At 42.8% G+C, this 19,984-nt stretch carries 15 protein-coding genes and 2 pseudogenes; 13 read left to right on the top strand and 4 right to left on the bottom strand.

What is annotated here, in order from left to right; genetic code table 11:
• The first annotated feature begins 6 nt into the window (after positions 1-6).
• The 6 genes and pseudogenes from F0232_RS11440 to F0232_RS11415 all read left to right on the top strand — a co-directional run bounded on the left by F0232_RS11440 (position 7) and on the right by F0232_RS11415 (position 4,966).
• On the top strand, positions 7-906 hold the full coding sequence (locus tag F0232_RS11440; protein ID WP_171730571.1) for a LysR family transcriptional regulator: 900 nt from the start codon (positions 7-9) through the stop codon (positions 904-906).
• Positions 907-1,436: 530 nt separating this feature from the next.
• Positions 1,437-1,514 (top strand): annotated as a pseudogene (locus F0232_RS25185) (hypothetical protein); the annotation flags it as partial.
• Between the two features lie 347 nt (positions 1,515-1,861).
• Positions 1,862-2,005 carry a hypothetical protein gene (locus tag F0232_RS11430; protein WP_155647293.1) on the top strand — a complete coding sequence of 48 codons (144 nt, stop codon included), beginning with the start codon at positions 1,862-1,864 and terminating at the stop codon, positions 2,003-2,005.
• 75 nt (positions 2,006-2,080) lie between these two features.
• Positions 2,081-2,812: a GTPase gene (locus F0232_RS11425; RefSeq protein WP_105059371.1), complete on the top strand. Its 732-nt coding sequence runs from the start codon at positions 2,081-2,083 to the stop codon at positions 2,810-2,812.
• Between the two features lie 45 nt (positions 2,813-2,857).
• Positions 2,858-4,000 carry an MFS transporter gene (locus F0232_RS11420; protein ID WP_105059372.1) on the top strand — a complete coding sequence of 381 codons (1,143 nt, stop codon included), beginning with the start codon at positions 2,858-2,860 and terminating at the stop codon, positions 3,998-4,000.
• A 627-nt stretch (positions 4,001-4,627) separates the two neighbouring features.
• Positions 4,628-4,966, top strand: coding sequence for a hypothetical protein (locus F0232_RS11415; protein WP_061031572.1), 339 nt, complete (start codon positions 4,628-4,630; stop codon positions 4,964-4,966).
• A gap of 93 nt (positions 4,967-5,059) precedes the next feature.
• Here F0232_RS11415 and F0232_RS11410 read toward each other — a convergent pair whose 3' ends face one another.
• Positions 5,060-6,568 (bottom strand): DUF3360 domain-containing protein, encoded by a 1,509-nt coding sequence (locus F0232_RS11410; RefSeq protein WP_061031571.1) that lies wholly within the window; start codon positions 6,566-6,568, stop codon positions 5,060-5,062.
• 629 nt (positions 6,569-7,197) lie between these two features.
• Between F0232_RS11410 and F0232_RS11405 the strand changes: the two genes are divergently transcribed.
• From F0232_RS11405 to F0232_RS25050, 4 genes and pseudogenes are all read left to right on the top strand, one after another.
• Positions 7,198-7,752: a hypothetical protein gene (locus F0232_RS11405; RefSeq protein ID WP_105056965.1), complete on the top strand. Its 555-nt coding sequence runs from the start codon at positions 7,198-7,200 to the stop codon at positions 7,750-7,752.
• A gap of 286 nt (positions 7,753-8,038) precedes the next feature.
• Positions 8,039-8,911 carry a patatin-like phospholipase family protein gene (locus F0232_RS11400; protein WP_061031569.1) on the top strand — a complete coding sequence of 291 codons (873 nt, stop codon included), beginning with the start codon at positions 8,039-8,041 and terminating at the stop codon, positions 8,909-8,911.
• Positions 8,912-8,945: 34 nt separating this feature from the next.
• Entirely contained in the window at positions 8,946-9,302 is a 357-nt protein-coding gene (locus F0232_RS11395; protein WP_061031568.1) for a hypothetical protein, read from the top strand.
• 44 nt (positions 9,303-9,346) lie between these two features.
• Positions 9,347-9,607 (top strand): annotated as a pseudogene (locus F0232_RS25050) (chromosome partitioning protein ParA); the annotation flags it as partial.
• A gap of 7 nt (positions 9,608-9,614) precedes the next feature.
• On the opposite strand, the gene F0232_RS11390 reads toward F0232_RS25050, so the two are convergent.
• On the bottom strand, positions 9,615-12,101 hold the full coding sequence (locus F0232_RS11390; protein ID WP_061031567.1) for an ATP-binding protein: 2,487 nt from the start codon (positions 12,099-12,101) through the stop codon (positions 9,615-9,617).
• Positions 12,102-12,309: 208 nt separating this feature from the next.
• On the opposite strand from F0232_RS11390, the gene F0232_RS11385 reads away from it, so the two are divergent.
• Complete coding sequence (locus F0232_RS11385; protein ID WP_061031566.1) at positions 12,310-12,780, top strand: arsenate reductase; 471 nt, start codon at positions 12,310-12,312, stop codon at positions 12,778-12,780.
• 33 nt (positions 12,781-12,813) lie between these two features.
• On the opposite strand, the gene F0232_RS11380 is transcribed toward F0232_RS11385, so the two are convergent.
• Complete coding sequence (locus F0232_RS11380) at positions 12,814-13,269, bottom strand: Lrp/AsnC family transcriptional regulator (RefSeq protein ID WP_032548816.1); 456 nt, start codon at positions 13,267-13,269, stop codon at positions 12,814-12,816.
• A gap of 142 nt (positions 13,270-13,411) precedes the next feature.
• Between F0232_RS11380 and F0232_RS11375 the strand changes: the two genes are divergently transcribed.
• A complete protein-coding gene (locus tag F0232_RS11375) occupies positions 13,412-15,223 on the top strand; it encodes a PLP-dependent aspartate aminotransferase family protein (RefSeq protein ID WP_061031565.1) in 1,812 nt (603 codons plus the stop codon).
• Between the two features lie 109 nt (positions 15,224-15,332).
• Here F0232_RS11375 and F0232_RS11370 read toward each other — a convergent pair whose 3' ends face one another.
• Positions 15,333-16,454: a methyl-accepting chemotaxis protein gene (locus F0232_RS11370; protein ID WP_171750788.1), complete on the bottom strand. Its 1,122-nt coding sequence runs from the start codon at positions 16,452-16,454 to the stop codon at positions 15,333-15,335.
• Positions 16,455-17,068: 614 nt separating this feature from the next.
• On the opposite strand from F0232_RS11370, the gene F0232_RS11365 reads away from it, so the two are divergent.
• Positions 17,069-19,588: an FG-GAP-like repeat-containing protein gene (locus F0232_RS11365; protein ID WP_061031563.1), complete on the top strand. Its 2,520-nt coding sequence runs from the start codon at positions 17,069-17,071 to the stop codon at positions 19,586-19,588.
• Positions 19,589-19,984: the final 396 nt, after the last annotated feature.

Genomic DNA, 19,984 nt, shown 5'->3' with positions numbered 1-19,984 from the left:
TATCAAATGGATAAGTATCGGAATATGCAGCTATTTTGTACGGTTGTCGATAGAGGCAGCTTTTCTAAAGCGGCCAAAGCATTAGGTATTACCCCAGCAATAGTCGGCAGACATATTGCCGCTATGGAGGAATCGTTGGGATTTAGACTTTTGAATCGTACAACACGCAGTATGCACCTTACCCCTGGAGGAAAAGCCTATTATGAAGGTGCGCAAACAGTATTGAGCCAGATAGAGCAATTAGAAGACTCGCTAACCACCGCCCATCAGAATAACCCTGAAGGTCTTATTCGCCTGTCTGCTCCCGATGCAATGGGCCCTTTTCTAATGAAGGCCATTAAAGATTTTCGAGCAGAATATTCTGGGATTCGATTTGATCTCGCCTTATCTAACAGTAAGTCAAATCTGATTGAGGAAGAGATCGACCTCAGTATTCGATTCGCATTCGAGTTACAAGATTCATCTTACATTGCAACCAAGCTCGGGGAGTCGGAGTTTGGTTTGTATGCAGCCCCATCATACATAGACGCGCATCACGTGCCTTCTAACTACAGCGATCTAAAAAATCATGACTGTCTACATATGGGCAGCTCAAGAGATGGCGATTATTGGATGCTTACTGTCGATGGTAAAAGCCTTTCGTATCGACAGCAGTGGGTTGCGGTCATCTCAGACACAAACACCTTAATCCAAGCGACTGTGGACGGAATGGGCATAGCCATGATACCAAGCGTATTTGTTAATACACACATCATCAATGGCGACTTAATCAAAATAGAAAACGTTGCGGAATTTCCAATCGTAAATATTTATGGAATGTATCCTACACGTAAACATGTGCCTTATAGGTTATCGCTGTTCTTGGAATACCTAAAAGCGAACCTTATTCGTATTGTTACTCCATAGGCAAATTTAGGCCCTTTTGCCATAACCCAACTCCTGCGGATGATGTGTGGTTAATAACGACTCAATTCTTTCTTTAACCAAAGCCTTATAAAAATCCACTCTCCATTTTCGTCTTGCATTTGCCCTAATTCGATACTCTAAGTAATAAGTATTGAGATATATCGGCTAATTGTTTCTTTTATTTGGCCGAATAAAATGTGCCAATATTCTATTTGATTAACACTGGCGAGCGATGTTTGGGCTTACGTTATTACTCACCCTCATTTGGGTTCCAAGTTTTATTCTTGATTTTGAAAATCTTTCCGATCTATATACGCTCAGAAAGCACTTATTTATTTACACAGGCATGCGTGTTTGAGCTACATCAGTATGGTGACGGTGTTGTGTCGAGCACTGTTGTTGGTATGAACAAACTATAGCTAATCCCATTTATGTTGATTAGATGGTTAATTTGAGTTTCAACACCCCAAATGCGGGATGGCTGGAGAGGGTAGACGAAAGAGATATCGTCGTGACTACTATTAGCGAAAGTCGTTGAGTTGGGCAGTTTTGCTCAGGCGGCACGTGAACTCAATGTTCCTACAACAACGGTCAGCCGTAAGAGCTGACAACTCGAATCAAAGCTAGGTGGTAAGCTGTTCAATCGTTTGACTCGGGCGTTATCACTGACTGAGCTAGTTCAGCAAGTTTTACCTAAAGCACGGTTGGTCGCCGATACGGTTTTTGAACTCTACAGTGAAGCGGAAGAGTTCTCATCACCTGCAGTAAATAATCACCTCAAATGAATTTCTTAATTAATTAAAAGTTATCTGAATACGTATCAATCCCAAAAAATAACATTCTAAAAATGATCATGTAACAACTTGTTAACGATCTGTATTGTCTCTGTGTTCTCGGTATTAGTTGCATATCGCTACTGAGCTAGGAACATAACATTATTTTTGAGGATCTGAATATGAACGGAAAACTAATAGCGGCTTTATCGCTAAAGCTTAAGAAGCAAGACATCACTAGCCAACCACCAAGACTGGTGCGATCAAATGCTGCCTTTGAACCGAATCCAGCCCCGTCAGAACACAACAAAAAAGAGTCTCGCTAATTAGCTTGCTACCCCTCAATGAGGCACTCGAGAGAGTGTCTTGTTGAAGATGTCTGCTGAGGAAAGGAATGGTTTATGAATAATATACAAAATAGTCTCTATGGTTTATTTGATGACAAAGGCGTGAGTCTTTCAAAAGAATATAAAGATTGCATCGAGCAGTATTTGGTATCTGATTTGTCTTTCACGTCTGAGATGATGAATGGCTTGGCTCGAACTATTTTTCAAAATAAAAAGATGATGGCTTACTACCTTTTGCACAATGCGATAGATGAAGCCAAAGGTGCGGCAAGGTTACGAATGATTGCTGAGCGGTATGCTGATGATGAGCTAAGGCCGCTTATGTTGCGTCATTATAATGATGAAATGAATCACTCTACGTTGTTTGCCAGCCTTATTCCTTTGACCGGCTATGAGACAGAAACACATGAACATGAGGTTCAATATGAGTTAGATAAAGTCATGAACTTTGACGATGAGATCAAGACGTTTCTGTTTAGGGTTCACTCTATTGAAATACGCTCATGGCGTTTATTGTTGCTGCATTTGGCGATCATCGATGAGTCTGACGATGATTACATGAAACAAATGCGTCCAACGATTCAAAAAATCTTAGAAGATGAAATGCAGCATGTCTCTTATACCGGGCAGTGTGTCAGTCGCTGGTTACATGCTGAGCCACACTTAAGCAAAGTTTTTGTTGAGTGCATCACTCACACGAATAAAGAAACATGGGAAGACCTCTCTTCTATGGCTTTATTTATGCGTGATCATATTCAAGACTTTCTTTTCGAATCGGCGGCTTAAATGACTCTCTGGCTTAGACTTTTAACATCGCGGAGCTCATTCGCGATGTTGGTTATTATCGCGATTGCATCGGTGATAGCGAATACGGGGTGGCGAGTTGTGATGAACAACTTCGCTGTCGACACTGTTGGTATGACAGGGGCTGACGTGGGTGTACTGCAGAGCGTTAGAGAAATTCCTGGCTTGCTTTCATTTACTGTGCTGTTTCTGTTGTTCATCGCTTCAGAACAGAGAGTCGCGGTATTGTCAGTTGCAACATTAGGGCTGGGCGTTGCAGTGACTGGGTATTTGCCTTCGATTTATGGCTTCTATTTTAGCACGACAATCATGTCTATCGGTTTCCATTATCTAGAAGCGGTAAACAAATCACTCTCGACTCAATTGTTAGCAACTGAGAATTTTAGTGAATCAATGGGAAAGATTCGCTCTGCTGCGTCACTTTTCTCCATGGTGACGTTTCTAGGTATTATGGTCGCGAGCTATCTGTTTGACGTTTCAGATAAGGTCATCTTCTTTACTTGTGGCCTAATATGTTTCTCACTGGCAGTTTATCTAATCACGTTTCGAGATACTCCCACAGAGGTCAAGCAACACACCAAACTCGTTATACGGCGTGAGTACACAACCTATTACATTCTGACCTTTTTGAGTGGGGCAAGAAGACAAATCTTTGTGGCATTTGCTGGCTTGCTGATGGTGACCAAGTTTCATTACACCGTCCCAATGATGGCTGCGCTGTTTATGGTCTCTAGCTTAGCTGCGACGCTTGCTTTGCCTTATGTTGGGCGCTTAATCGATAGAGTAGGCGAGAAGTTAGCGCTGATCATTGAGTATGCTGCGTTAGTGTTGGTGTTCTTATCCTACGCATTTGTGGATGATCATTATGCGGCGGCAGGGCTGTATGTTGTCGATAGTATTATTTTTAGTTTTGCGATCGCTTTAAATGCCTACTTTAAAAAGACAATTAGGGAAGATGAGGTGGCTTCAACGGCGAGTCTGTCGTTCACCATTAATCATATTGCAGCGGTGTTCTTGCCATTTTTGTTGGGAATAATTTGGATGTCTGGTTATCAATGGGTGTTTGTTACAGGAGCAGTGATTGCTTTGATTAGCCTATCGGTATCTTTGACTATGGGCACGGAGCTCCATCAGCGAATTAATGGGTTCCATAAGCTACAGAATCAATAGCGACTCTTATCAAGAGTCAAAGCATCTTACATTGAAGGCTCAGACCATTTACTAATGCTAAGGCAACTTGAACAACCACAGCCGTTCAACACAACGTTGGTGACATCGGTCAAGTCAGTGAAGTAGGGCGGTTGTAATCACTCTATAGAAAAACGAAGGCCTCGCGTGTGCGAGGCCTTTTTTGTGTTTTGTAGGGCAAACAAAACAAAGTGGCAGATATATGTGAGAATCGGCTATAAATCCCCTCCTCACCTCCCCTTGGTTTACATCTCTAATCTCTTGTTGGTAATGGGAAAGGGGAGGAACTTAATACTGATCGTTATGTGTGCTGAGATACATTGAGCGACAAAGAATGTTCTCCCCCTCGAACGTTAATCTAAACAGGTCGGTGAACTTCATTTGAGGAAGAGGCTCTGGTCCTGTTCAACAGAACGTTGATGAAAGCGGTGAAGCCAGTGAAGTTCGAGAATGCGCTGTAGTTGTTAAAGGATCGCTGTAACAGTTCGATAGAAAAACTGATGTCTCGCGATTGCAGGGCATTCTTGTGTTCCGAGTGAAACTCAATTTCTCCTACGTTCTGACGTTGATAGTGATAGAATCTCTGCATTAGAAATATCGAGAACCACTATGTTTATCCATCATGTAAACGGCATCGACTGGCTGGTGATTACCGCCTTTGAAGAACTAAAACCGATGTTTATCGAAGATGCTGGCCCAATCCCATCGTACTTTTCTAGTAACAGTGAATTGAGTTTGATTGACCAAGCCAAGCGTAGCTATGGTTTTTTGCCGACACTTCGCGGTGTCGTCACTGATACTGGCACCTACCAGAGTAAAGATCTTGAAGAAGATTTGAACCCGCAGCTGGCCTGTATCGTTGAAGGTCGTGGGAGAGTGTTCATCTATCACGGCGACTACGTGGCTTTTGTTGATGATGAACAAACCTTCATTACCCGAATGGATTAAATTCAGTAAAGTAGGGCGGTTATAACCCTTGCTATATAAACTAAGGCCTCGCATTTGCGAGGCCTTTGTATTGAAGTTTAGTATTAACCGAGCTTAACGAAAGCTTGGGATAATCGCTGGGATACCTGGTAGAAGGCCAACCAACGCCATCACGCTTGTTAGAACAACAAACATAATGCCCGGTAGTACCCAACGGCTCATCTTACTCAGTTCACCACTACGTTCTTTACAGCCAACTAAGCCTAAGTTGTCTAACAGCATGGTGAGAGACCAACCAAATGCTGGGTTCACAAGTGCTGATGAGAACACAACAATCGCTGCTGATTGAGTGGTTTTTCCTTCACGTGTCATCTCCATTCCCGCTTCTAGCAGTGGAACGAATACACCTACAATCAGAGCGACACACAGTACCGGTTGCCAGATAGCTAAATCCATCGGGTAGCCCCAAACCGCTGCGATGATACAGAACAGAGCCGTCAGCAAAGCACCTGCCGGAATAGGGCGCTTAGCAATCGCTGCAGGTACGATGTAAGTACCCCATGAAGAGGTAAAGTTCGTACCACCAAGTAGCGAGCCGAATGTTTGACGAATAGACGCTGTGGTCATGGTGTCATCAATGTTCATGTGTACTTTTTCAGTGCGCTCTGGGTAGCTGATCTTTTGGAATACTTGATGCCCTAAGAAGTCTGGTGACCACATCGCTACCGCAAGAATCGCGAACGGCAGTACTACCATGAAGTGCTCAATCGTCGGTAGGCCAAGCATCCAACCGGTATTTTCTCCCCACCAATACATAGGGTTCATGTTCGGTAGGCCCGGCTCTGTGTGGAAAGCGAATGGGGCACCCATGGCAAATGCAATCGTACCACCTAGCAAGCAGCTAAGAGGTACAGCTAACCAACGTTTACGGAAGTGTTCCAATAGCGCATACAGAATAATGGTGCAGAAGATCACCACAAAAGCGATGTGGCTCATGCCGATGCCTTCTGCCCAAGCGAACAGCTTTTTCACTTGAGAAGCTGTGCCCACGAAGCCAAGGTAGAGCAACAATCCGCCACACACACCTTTACTGGTGAGGTTAGCCAACATACTGCCGCCTTTACTGATGGCTAACAGCAAGCCAAATGCGCCAATCAGCAAGCCAAAGGCCATTGGGTGACCGCCAGCAGCAACCACGATAGGGATCAAAGGAATAAGTGGGCCATGTGTACCTGCGAGGTTAGCCGTTGGTAGTAGAAAGCCAGAGAAAAGAATGATGAAGACAGAGGCGATAAGGAGTTCGTATCGAACGTTTTCTAGAATGAAGTCTTCATTTAACCCGAGAGCACCAGCAAAGGTGGCTGCAATCGCGCCCACCATAACCACTTTGCCAATAGTCGCGGCCATGGCAGGGATGGTGTCTTCTATCTCAAATCGATAATCTTTAAACGGTAAATTTGGACGCCAGCGCTTAGGCGACATGATTTGTAATTCGTGCTCTAGATACTGTTCTCGGGTTTCAAACTCTGAGCTTGGTTTGTGTTGTTGTTCATAGGAGAGTTCGTCCTCATGGGTCTGAGGCTCCTCTCTTGGTATATTTACGGACTCTAAAGTACTGCTCATTTTGATTCCTTTCTTTCACACTCTAAGGTGTGTTGTTCCAACAAACGTCATTTACTCACGACACCAAGATTGAGCGGAGTAGTTAGTTATATCTTTTTCTTCTACACAGAATGTGATGACTCATTTAGTGATGTAAACAATGCATCAACTTAAATTTAAAAAGTCATTAACATTCAGTTGCTAGTACCTTATACCAAACCCAAAAAAACAAATAGAGTCAGGCAGTTAGACATTAGTCGTAGGATGAAGGCACTAGAATGAAAGCCTGTAACTTGGATGGGGAAGCTTGTTTGTAGACGATGAACTTAATGGGTAATAAACGAATATCTAACAAGAAATGCTTGGCGCTAAAGCATCCGTTAAAGTCTATCGATTATTACTGGCTAGAAGTCTTGGGTGTGGTTTGATGGTGAAGCTGTCTGAAAAGTAAACGATACGCTTGAGACCAAGGTATACGCTAGAAGGCAACTTTTAGTAATCCAAAGGAAGAAAGGCAGCTGTTGTTATGAGTTTTGCCAAAGCTAAATGTAAATCCGTCTGATAGCAACGTTTTGAATTAAATTTATTGATAATAATTCTCATTACGTTATTTTGTTGTCTCAAACATACTCATTGTTGCGGAGACCAACATGGAACACTCGGATATTACTCAACTGCTTATTCCAAAGAGCGATTGGGCATCGCCTGATCTCTTTCTCTATGAAGGAGAAGACAAACTTCACCTGAGCTTAGAAGGCGCAATTCAATACAGTGGATTGAACAGCATTGGTGGTGTGGTTCTAGGCTTTAGGATGATCCAACACGCGGTGCAACTCGCGGCGGGTGACCAGTCTTTGCAACGTGATGGCATCAGCATTTATACCGCGTTCCCTGGACGTGGTGCACAAGATGCCTTTGAGTACACATGCCGTGCACTGCGTGATAAACGTTATTGTTGTGATACCACATTGCACCACCCAGCAGCGCAAACAGGGCAGCGTGGTCAGTTCCTATTTACGATTCGCTTGAATGAGCAATCTATGGTGATGACGCCAGCAAACGGACTACCACGAAAAAGCTACTTTGAAGCTGACCGACATTCACAAGACGGTCGAGAAGCTGCGTTGAGGTGGCGTGACGAGAAGATCAACTTCGCCAATACACTCTTGAGCTTGTCGCCAGAAGAGTGCTTACGCGTGTTGTAGCTCTCCGTTTCCATAAGCAGAATGAGCTCACGAACTGAATGAAGCTTGGAAACAGAATAGTCACCATAGGTCGCTCGCTTTTAAGTGGGCGACTTTTTTGTATCAGCGCTCGCGGAAACCAGATTCCTGGCCGCGCTTAGGCTTGCTGGAATGACTCATTTTCTGCTAACACATTTAAGCGTATAGGTGAGGCAGTTTTTATATCATTACGCTGTGTATGGTTATACAAAGTGATATACTTTTTACGTAAGGCTTTGAAGAGCTGATGAATTAAAGGATTAGTACGATGGCAAAAACGATCTCATTGGTACTGGGTAGTGGTGGCGCAAGAGGCTTGGTTCATGTTGGCGTTATCCGCTGGCTCATTGAACATGGCTATGAGATCAAATCTATCTCTGGCTGTTCAATTGGCGCGCTTATTGGTGGGGTTTACGCGGCGGGTAAGTTGGACGAATTCGAAGAGTGGATCACCAGTATCGACCAATCAGATATGACTATGCTGTTGGACTTTTCATGGCAATCGAGCGGGATGTTCAAAGGGGATAAGATCATAGACTCTCTACGTCAGTTAATCGGTGAGATTGCTATTGAAGAGCTGCCTATTCCTTATACCGCCGTTGCTGCTAATGTCGCTGAAGAAAAAGAGGTTTGGCTGAAGTCCGGTTCTCTTTTTGATGCCATTCGCGCTTCTATCTCTCTGCCACTGTTCTTCACACCTCATGTCATCAATGGTGAAGAACTTATTGATGGCGGAGTGCTTAATCCTGTACCGATTGCACCTACCTTCGGCGATAACACAGACGTGACGCTGGCTGTGAACTTAGGTGGCGAACCTGAAATACTTAAGCAGGAAGTGACACCTCTTTCTCTGCCGACAAAAGAGAGTAACCTGCACGATAAGGTTGCGAACTTTATCGATAACCTAGGTAATAACGTTAAAAGTAAAATGAGCTTTAACTTTGCGGCCTACGATATTGCCAACCAAGCGTTTGATGCGATGCAGTCGACCATTGCTCGCCAGAAACTAGCCGCTTATCCTGCCGATATTACCCTTGAAGTCCCACGTAATGCCTGTGGCACCTTAGAGTTTGAACGCTCAAAGGAGATGATAGATAGAGGCTATCATTTGGCACAGGCGACACTGGGCAACAGACTTTAATGTGATGGTTACTGACTCGAGGAAGAGAGTATTTATGGAAACGGAACTCAAACAACTTGAACTCAACGATTTGATGGCAACAAAAGATGTCATTGTGCTTACCAGCATAGAAGAGCAGGCGATATCTTGGCTCACAAATTACTATCAAAAAAACGCTGATATTCAGGTTATCGAGAACGCACATCAACTAGAGACAGACACGATTTTGGCGCAATGCCGAAGCGGCCTTAACGAAAGTAAAAAGGTGATACTCACCGCCCAGTTTCGTAGCCAACTTCCTATCATCAATATCGCTTCACTGTGTAATGAGAAGCGCAAATCATTGATCAACATTGAGCTATCAGATTGGGATGAAGAGCAGTGCCTTCCTCAGTCGTTTAGTAGTTTTTAGGTAACAACTTTGCCTTAATCTCCCTTTATTTATATCTTCGGTATCTTACTGGTACGGATGCAAACAATGATGGTATCCGTGATGACATTGAGGCGTTTATTGATGTGTTAGAAGTGACCGAGCCTGTCCGAAAAGCCTTAAAACAAAATGCCCATTACGCACAAGAGAGTCTGTATCACGGCTGGAGTGTAAAGAATAGCGCCAATATAAAAAAGGCATTAGCGATTAGCCATAAACATAACAAAGTTCTCGCTTGTAAAGAGTTTGTTGGTATTCCCGTAAGAGATATAACCAATACAGGGCAACCGACGGCTAGCTTGCTCTATCTATGGGTTTTATTTGGTTGAGGTAACGAGAAAGTGCTTCCACTAAGTCTGACTTAATCAGTGGTTTCGTTAACACTTCATTTGCGCCTGCTTCAATGAAAGCTAGAGTTGATGTTTGCATGATATCGGCAGTCCAACCAAAGATAACAAGATCGTCATGTCCAGCTTGTCGTATTTTTCGAACCGTTTCCAAACCATTCATTTCCGGCATATGGTTATCAATAATAAATAGGTTGAAACGACCGGTTTCTAAGTGTATTAAAGCCTCATAGCCACTATTACAGGTAACGCACTCAACGTTTAATTTATCCAAGAATCCTTTGGCGATAATAAGGTTCATTTTGTTGTCATCTGTCACTAGAATCTTAAATGGAGACAGGTCGATTTGCTCTGTTATTGGATGCTTATCATCTTCGGCCTTAATTGATGGTAGGTTTATAACAAAGCTGAACTTACTTCCTGTACCAAGCTCGCTTTGTACAATAAGTTTACCGTTCATCAAGGTCACAAGTTTATGGCAAATTGCCAACCCAAGTCCGGTCCCACCATAATGCCGAGTCGTTGAGACGTCTGCTTGCTCAAACTCATTGAAGATTGAGCTCAGTCTTTCAGCTTGGATGCCGATACCTGAATCTTCTACCGTAAATTCCATCGCGGAGTGATCTAATGGGTTGATACTGACAGTGATCGAACCATTCGCTGTGAACTTCAATGCGTTCCCAACTAAATTTAGAATGACTTGTCGGATCCGAACTGAATCGCCGCTGTAGGCAGAGGATGCATTACTGTTATCTCGCAAAGAGAACTCAATCCCTTTTTCTGAACATAAGGTCTGATAAGTGTTTAACACGGGGTTAGTGATGTCGCACATTTTGAATGAGTGTGGATCAATTTCTAAACTGTCATTCTCTATTTTGGCTAAGTCTAGAATATCATTAAGAATGGCAATTAAGTGCTCGCCTGAGTCAAGTGCTAACTGAAGAACCTCCCTTTGCTCAGCTTTTTCCAAGTCTTCTACCAACATCTGTAGAATACCCAGTAAGCCATTCATTGGAGTTCTAATTTCATGGCTCATTGTCGCCAAGAACAGTGATTTTGCATCATTCGCCTGGCGAGCATTGTTTGCCTGTTCTTCTAATTCCTTCTCAAGCTGCTTAAATTCTGTGATATCACGTTCAATGGCGATAAAACGTTCAACTTCACCTTTCACGTTGCGTAAAGGTACGATATCAATATCAATCCAGTAGGGCGTTTTATCGATCGCGTAATTCAATATTTCTGCTTTAACTTGGTTTCCTTGTTGAATCGCAGAACCTATTCGATTTATTGTGCTAACAGAAGTCTCTTCACCTTGTAAAAATGAGCCTGGCCTTAACCCTTTGATGGAGTCTAAGCGGTAACCTGTCATTCGTTCAAAAGCACTGTTTACCCACTCAATACGTCCTTTATTATCGGTTATCACAACGCCATCTCTGGCTGTCTTGACTACGGTGGCAAGAAGGTGACTTTCACGTTCTTGCTCTGCTAGTCGTTTGTTGGATTCCTCTAGGAGCTTTTTGGAACCAGCCAATTCTTTGTGGGGATTAACGAATAATTTTTGCCCGATAAAAAACACTAAAATTGAACTGAGTGCTAATACAATCAAAAGCCCATTTATCAGCTCCTTCTGTAAGCTTAACAGCTGGTTGGTAACAAAAGAGCGGCTTACCCCTTGAGTCAATACTAAATCACCTCTTGTTAAAGCCGTTTGAGTCAATAGCCAGTCTTCTTCACTGTATTTATTTTTAATTGGTATGTGTGAATGATGGCCATGAGAGTGAGTATGCGAGTTATCTTCTTCAATAAGAGATGCGATCGGTGAGCTTATTTGACTGAGCTCGTACCAACGCTCTCGGTTCGTGACAAACGAGCCAAAGAAATCATCATAATCGACAGCGGTTTCACCATATAGCACGCCTACGAAATCGCTGCCTTGAAGTAACGGCATAAATAGCTTGATACAAATATGGTTAGCATCATCATGCAAAAGGTAAAGGATACGATCATCGACTTCCTGATTCGCTATCGCGTCAAAGATAGCTTGCTCTTGCTTTGATGCGGGATGACGAAATGTATCTTCAAACAACAGCTGGCCGGTACGGTCTCGCACGGCAAATTGCATTGACTGGTTCTGCCCCTTGAATCGCTCAAGATGAAATGAGAGCCGCTCTATATTTGAGACCGACACTGCGTCGATGACCCCTTGGTATTGCGAAGCTAAAACAATGCGGTCTTCTGCAACCTCGAGATACTTTTCCATAAAAATTTTGGCAGACTCAAGCTCGAAGCTACTGTTACCGCTTTGCAGTTGTTTGACGGTCGATTGGCTGTGATTAGAGAGTACATAAAGTGAAATGCCGCCGTAGGTCAAAGACGTAAGCAAGAGAAAGAGTACAAGCAACACTTTGGGGCTAATAGAAGATAGCTTGGTCATGCTGAAATGACTTCCATGTTATTTTTTGGAGTTATATGAAAAATATAGGATAGATATCTTGTCTATGGGCTTGTTTATCCTTTTTGTCGAATAGAATGGGTGCTGACTAGTTCCATTCTCATAGCCCTTGGTTCGCCGAGTTATTGCAAAACTTCCTTAAATATCTATGTTTAATATAGAAAACCAATACAAAAAGGGTCATTTAAGTATGGATGCCACTCCCGTCAAAGTTCTGTTTGTGTGCGTGAAGAAAGGTGTAAGAGCGGCTATCGCTAAAGCGATTGTCGAGCTGCAATCTAATGGGGTGATACACGCTAGCTGTTGTGGTTTTGAGCCAGGACCAACCCCTCAAGTTCTCTTAGATGAGTTGTCTAACATGCTTGACGTTGCAATAATTGGCGAGAGTAAAACAGTATTTGAATACAAAAAGACTAATGAAAAATTTGACTACGTGATTACGCTTTGCGACCAAGCAAGTAATGAGCAGTGTCACTTGTTTGTTGGATGTGTGAACTTGGTTTGCTCTCACGTACCCCATAGGCTCCATTGGGCTATCCCCAATTTGGCTGGTGCAATAGATCTGCCAGAGAGAGAAAGGGCCCAGTTTGTAAGAGGGGTTGTAGAACAAATAGATCTTAAAGTGACGCAACTTGTGGCAATGGCACAAACAAACGGCTAAATGGTCTCTCAGTTTGCGTTAGTGTGGATTTACTTACCTTACGGGTAACTTGGTTTTTGTCTTTACCTGTCCAAACGCGAAGCTGGATTCAATTGAAGCAATATTGGGCAGGCGAGTTAACTGCTTGCGAATAAACTGCTCGTAGCTTTTGAGAGATTCACTCACTACATGCAATAGGTAGTCGTGATTCCCCGTCATTAAAAAACACTCTAACACTTCATCAATCGCTTCAATGTGCTGCTCAAAGTCTCGCATGTTCTCTTCAGTCGGCTTTTCAAGCTTCACCAACACAAACACATTTACGGGCAGGCCGCACGCTTCTTGGTCGACACTGGCGTGATAGCCACGGATGATCCCTTGTTTCTCTAATGCTCGAACTCGGCGTAAACAAGGGGAGGGAGAAAGCGCTACGCGGTCGGCTAACTCTTGGTTGGTGAGTCGTGCGTTGCTTTGCAGTTCAGCCAGTATCTTTTTGTCGATCTCATCCATTGGCATATTCCATCAATATTAAACCGTAGTTGGCAATATTATTGCTCAAAGTGTATGTCTTACTTCGCAAATAGCAATCTTTAACATCTATGTAACACTAAAATTAAAGGAGGTACAACAAGGATGGAATGACTTAGCAATTATGAATACTTCAACGCAACTTAGCCCCCTACGTAAAACCACCAAACACGAACAAGCAGAAACCCTCGCCATTGAGCAAGCAAAACACTTTGGTATTGATCCAAGCAGCGATTACGGCACCACGCTGGTGGAATTAGCGACGACACTGTACAAAGCTAATACCAAGACACACGATCTTTGGGCATTGACGGTTGATGGCCTTTCAGAGCTGGATAAGAGTGACCGTATCGCTTGGTTTAACGCCAAACGTTTCCTGTCGTTCCAGATCGCTAAGATCCTCGATAACCTGCAAAACCCAATGCGCGCGACTTACCAATCCATAGCGACTAACAATGGTAATTTTGCCTCAAAAGGCGCGTATCCGATTTTCGACAATGTGGCGGCTATATTTTCCGCAAGCCCTGTCATTACTCGCACCGCGACCTATTTGTTTGCCTGTACTGAATGGATTGAAGACGCATTCAACGGTAAAGAGCCACTGCACGATATCTATTCTCGACTTCTCAACCCGACATCGATTTCACTTGCGAACCACATGGTTGATCTAGAGGCAGGCTCAAGAGCCAATGAGTACCTCGCATGGAACTTTAATTCAGGTATGGCGGCTATTGATGGGCTGTTGAGCCATTTACTTGGTCATGAAGATATTGTGTTGGCTTCACGCAACATCTACGGCGGTTCTTATCAGCTGCTGGAGGATTGGTTTGGCAAGCCGTCGAATCTGAATGTCGCGGTAGAGTGGGTGGATGGTTATTCCGGAGATGAGTTTGCGACTCGGCTTGATGAGGTTGCCGATAAATATGCTGATCGCCTCGCTGTAGGCAAGAAAATCTACGTTTACCTTGAGTCACCGTGTAACCCACACGGCTATGTATTAGATGTTGCGAGTATAAGTAAAGCCGGTCACTCTCGTGGTTGGGATGTGATTGTTGACTCGACAGTGGGCACACCACTGCTGCACCCAGTATTAAAACGCGATGATGTGATGGAAAGGCCAGATTATGTGATTCACTCGTATACCAAAGAGCTTGCCGGTTCTGGCACCACCACAGCAGGTGTTGTGATTGGCCGCAACGAGACCATGTTTGTTCCTAAAGGGGAGGACGTCACTTTCACCAAGCCCAATGGCGATGAGGCGACGATTCCTTGGAACGAAACCCTGTTCTGGAATGTGTATTACATTAAAGGTGCATTCTTAGATGCAGACAAAGCGTTTGAAGTGCTGAACGGCATGAAAACCTATGAGATGCGTGTGGTCCAGAAAACGATTAATACACTGACGTTGGCGAAGATCTTTGATGCTCACCCAGACATCAATGTTTCATGTCCCGCTTTACCAGACAGCGATAATTATGAACACTGCCAAAATAACATGTACTTGGGGCTGCCAGCCGCGCTGTTTACTATCGATATGGAAGGTAATGGCGACCGTGCACCAATCAATCGAGATGGGTTCAAACAGTTCTTCGATATGCTTGAACCCGCTATCGGTATGCAAGTAAGCCTTGGGCAAACCAATACGGTGGCGTTGTGTCCTGCATTGACCACTCACTCAGAGTTGAGCGACGAGGCACTTAATGAAGCAGGCATTAAACCTACGACTATGCGTATCTCGATTGGTTTAGAAGATCCTCGCATGTTTATTGCACATATTATCGAGGCGGCTAAGTTATCGATTGACCGTAAACACGTAGACTTCTCATCGAGCTTCCCAAGTAACGAGTACATCGATGAAATCTATATGCAAACTTATATGGATGTACACCAAAGGTTTGTGAAGAGTCTGCCTAAGTTCGGACAGCTTAGTCAGTAAAGGTGGTTAAAATTCTACCAAAAGGAATTATGTCAGCAAACAAAAACACCCCATCGAGTGGATAGTCGATCGGGTGTTATTTGTTTATTGTGGAGACTTATGCTTCAAGTTACGCCCAACTAAGTCGTGCATTTTCTTTATTGGATTCAGTTTCTATAATTTCATTCATTAAACGATCAATTTGGAATACGACTTGGATACTCGCATCTTCCATCGCTTGAACCGCTGTGATTATGCCTTTTTTATTCCCTGACGCTGCTTGATGCATGGCTTTTCGACCGTTGTCATGTACCTGTTTATGCGGCTCTTCAAGTAGTTGATAGCTTCTCATATGACTGTAAGCCTTACCATCACCGCGATAATACCACTGGCCTAGACGACACTCTGAATGAGTATTGATGGTTTCACCAAAAGCACCGCTTTGGAGTAGGCGATAGGTATTATTTTTCCAGATAGCGTGGTCGAGTTTTACCGAGTCTAAGAACGCACGGGTAGAAGCTATATGAATAACTTGCTTCATGTTTTCTGACTTCACAACCACTTCGTTAACAATAGAGCTTATTTGCGCGGAGGACGCTGACACTTCTTCTGCGCATACTTGGTTCTCTCCAATAGAGGTCTTTATCGCGTTTACTTGCCCCAAAACTTGCTTTACTAATGAGTCAATTTTTTTGCTAGCTTCACTGGCCTTACCCGCAAGGGTTCTTACTTCGTCAGCGACGACTGCAAATCCGCGTCCAGCTTCACCTGCGCGCGCGGCTTCAATAGCAGCGTTTAATGCTAAAAGGTTAGTTTGGTCTGAAATCTCTTGGATAGTCGATACCAGGTTAGAAATAGCGCCAGCCGTATGATCCAATATATCGACAGATTGAATGCTTTGAGATGCCTGATCGCTGATCTTGATTGCTCGGTTGTCTAGGCGCACCAATGCTTGATGTGTTTGTTTAAACATATCATCCAGCTGTTGAAGCTCTTGGTTTTCATGAGCCATAGATTTCGCACTTTCAACCATCTCTTTTTGAATGGTTTTGAGCATATCTCCACCTTTCAAGCAATTAGACATCATTTGACTGCTGTTGTGATGTTGTTGATGTATCGATTGAGCGAGGTTTTGCGACTTATTTAATTCCATTTTGAGAGCATTAATATCAGATTCATGCTTCTTTTTTAGTTCGGCAAGTTCCTTTTTAAGTGATTGGTTTTCTAGTTTTATTCGTTTTATTCCAAACATAAAATACCTATATGTATAGACTGGGAAGCTATTTACGTGGCTAATAATGTAACTTATGGTGATAAGGTATTGGTTTTAAAGGTAATAATTATCGGTTGGATTGTAACAAAATATTATTTGGTTGTTAGCCTTATTATCTTGTCTAGGTTGATTAATGACTAGTAAATCACTTTTTTTGTCTGAATATTTAGGTTGCTATCTATTTTATGGTCATTCTTATTATGCAGCTTAATAGGTGATTTTACATTGATGAGCATTATTAATGTTAAGTCTTAATTATCTTTTAAATTAGACCTCTCTAATTTAGCGGGCTGTTAATTTATGCTCTTTAGTATCAGTTATTATTAAGTTGGTTGTCATTATTAATCTTTCTGACATTCACATTGCAATAGGCTTGCTAATGAATAAATAAGATCTTAACATTCTCTGTGCTTATTATTTATTTGTTAATTATTCTTGTTGTCAATAATAAGATGTTGGTTCCCTTTAAATAATGTGGATATAAGCATTCTATAGTGACGGGAAATACTTCGTATATGGGACGTCATGTACTCAATAGTAGATATGATCATAGCTAAAAATATCTCATATCGAACTTTAATGGATTAAGAAAAATGAAACTAAAGACATTAGCTTTAACGGCTATACTCGCTTTGAACTCTCAACCTGCCTTGAGTTATAGCACCGAGAGGTGGATGGAGGATCTTTTCAGTAACACAAGACGAGACACTCCGCTTAACAATATTGTTATTCCGGGGAGCCACGATAGCGGTGCTTACGACGCGCAAAACTATAGTAAAAAGGCAGCCGGCGTTAATTTCCCACTTTCGAAACTAAGAGACTGGTCTGAAACACAAGACTTGAGTGTAAGAAAGCAGTTGAATGCCGGTACTCGCTTTTTAGATTTGAGAATATATGAAGACCGAGGGGAGTATTACTTCGCTCACTCGCTTATTTACGGAAAAATCGACAATATTTTAAATGAGGTAAGCCAGTTCTTAGACGAAAACCGAGGCGAAATCGTCATCATAAAGTCTACATTTGTCCGTAATGTAACTAACACTGATAATTTTTATCAATCCTTGTGTACTAACAACGCCATCTCAAAGCACCTAATCACAAATGAGTTAAAACCAACATCTAAATACAAAGACCTCATTAAAGCCGGAAACTTAATTATTATACCTGATAAAGGTGTGTCTGGATGTGGGGATAGTTTTTGGCCGCGCCAACGTCTAAAAAGCTATTACAAAGAAAGCATCTATCAAAACCCTAATAAAATAGGAAATTGGATTTCGTCGGAGTTAGCTAAGAGTCGAAGCACAAACAACAATCGACTATATACGGAGCAGCACATTGTTACTCCCACGGCGGAGGTAATTCTCAAAGGTGTGGCTGAAACCCTGGCCAGTAAAGCAGTATGTACCTTAAGTATTAATCTGTTTTGCAAAAACGTGACGGGCTTTTCGACAAACTTGAAAGAGTATGATGCTAAAACTGCGAAACATAACTCCATAGGTTGGCTTTACAACCATTACCACAAGGGAAGCCGTTCGAACATTGTTTTACGAGATTTCGTTTCTGCAGGTAAAAACAGGAAAATTATTGATTTTAATTTGAATAACCGAGATGTCATGGTTCGTGGGCGAGCTGAAAAGGACGATTCATTTGGCAAGGTATTCTCTAGTGGTGATTACAACGGAGATGGCGTGGCTGATCTGCTTGTTGGTTACCCGACTGAGGATATCAATGGTGATAATGACGCCGGCGCAGTGACGGTGGTTTACGGAGGTGATTCACTTCCTTCAAAAGGCTTGAGTATGTTGAGTTCCCGAGGCTTTCACCAAGACTCTAGCGGATTGTCCGGCATGTTTACTGAAGGCGGTGACCTGTTCGGTTCTGCGTTAGCGAGCGGCGATTTTAACAATGATGGTTTTGATGATGTTGCCATTGGGTCCCCAAATGAAGATATCGATGGGAAATCGAATGTTGGTATGGTCACTGTGCTGTATGGGGGCAACAAAGGACTCACTACTTCAGGCTATCAATTGCTAAAAGAAGCCAATATTAGTAAGGGTAAGCAAGAAAAAGAAGACAAGTTTGGCTTCGCATTAGCCAGCCACGACTTCGACGGGGATGGCTATGATGACCTAGCCATCGGTTCTCCATATGAAGACATCGGCTCAAAAGATAATGCCGGCGTAGTCTATGTGAGCTATGGCACCAGCAATGGGCTAAGCAAGAAGCGTATCAGTAGATTCCACCAAAATAGCTCCGGTTTAGAGCGCATGGCAGCAGAGAAAGATGACCGTTTTGGACATGAGTTAGCGGCAGGAGACTTTAACGGTGATGGGCTAGGCGATCTAGCGATTGGCGCGCCATATGAAGATTTAGGTGATGGTGATGATGAAGGGATGGTTGTCGTATTATTTGGCACCACTCAAGGTCTTCGTACAATGGAGTATCGTTTTTACCATGGTGACAGAAGTGGTTTCGCTGGTAGCGCTGAAAAGAACGACCATTTTGGCTACACGCTAGCAGCTGGCGATTTTAATAATGACGCCATTGATGAGCTCGTTATTGGTGTTCCATACGAGGATTTGGGCTCTGGGGGAAATAATAATGACGGAAATGCTTTCGTGCTCAGAGGCACAAGCAGTGGCCCTTCAAGAAATAGCATTCGTGAGATTCATCAAGACAAATCAGGTGTGCATGGCTCCGCTGAAAAAGATGATAAGTTTGGTTTCGCATTAACGACCGGAGACTTTGATGGTGATGGTTATCAAGACTTAGCTATTGGTTCACCAACGGAAGACTTGGCGGGCAAGGACAATGGAGGCAAAGTGGATGTGTTCTTTGGTTCTGGTAACGGTTTACGATTAAGCGGAAGCCGTGAATACAATCAAAACAAAAACAATATCACTGGTAGCGTCGAAAAGGACGACAAGTTTGGCTACAGCTTGATGGCTGGAGATTTTGATGGTGATGACAAGGATGATCTGGTTATAGGTGTTCCATTTGAAGACCTAGGCAGCGGCGGTAACAACAATGACGGTACCGTTCATGTGCTATACGGTGACTCTGATAGAGACTTAAACGGCAGAGAGCAAGAAGTGAGACAAGGGACGCGATAGTTACAAGGGACGCTATAGCTACGAAGGCCCTCCTTTCAATAGGAGGGCCTGCATAAATGTTAGAGGTCATTTATGACTTATGGACAACCTCTCTATGCGATGTGTTTTAGCCCCGAAAATTCAGCCTCTATAACCATATTTCTTTTATTTTATGTGGCCATGGAATGACTACATAACCTTACCTGATGTTTTATATAAAATTCCTCAAATGCATGTTTGAAGATAATTAGAACATTGTTGGTTATTTAATGTGTAATTCATTTTTTATGCATTTCTAATAAACTAAACACTAATTAAGTTAGTCTCTAAATTAGTGTTTTTCTAATTTCCTTATCACTAATTTAATAAAGCCTTAAATAATTAAAGGTATTTAAAAAAATATATAATGTAAGTTAT

The sequence above is a fragment of the Vibrio sp. T3Y01 genome (genome assembly GCF_013114525.1).
GTDB lineage: Bacteria > Pseudomonadota > Gammaproteobacteria > Enterobacterales > Vibrionaceae > Vibrio > Vibrio chagasii_B.
Note: the sequence above shows the minus strand (reverse complement) of the source record. Positions and strands in the feature narration are given on the sequence as shown.